We start from the raw sequence: 208 nt of genomic DNA on the forward strand, positions 1-208 counted from the left end.
CGGGCTGCGGCGACCGCCGCTGCCATCTGATGGTTCGTCACTTCGATTGTGCCAGTGGCCTTTTGGGTGATCCGGTAGCTGCCCTCCGAGGTGGCCAGCACGTCCACCCAGTCCCCCGCCGGGTGCCCGCAGCGGCGCTCGCACCCGGACCAGTGGACGGGCAGGCCGCCGGGCTCCGCGGTGCTGTCCAGCGCGGCGGCGGCGTCGG

General features: G+C 74.0%; 1 pseudogene. It reads right to left on the reverse strand.

What is annotated here, in order from left to right:
• Positions 1-208: pseudogene (locus C7C46_RS37110) on the reverse strand (hypothetical protein); the annotation flags it as partial.

The sequence above is a fragment of the Streptomyces tateyamensis genome (assembly GCF_003205575.1).
Classification (GTDB): domain Bacteria; phylum Actinomycetota; class Actinomycetes; order Streptomycetales; family Streptomycetaceae; genus Kitasatospora; species Kitasatospora tateyamensis.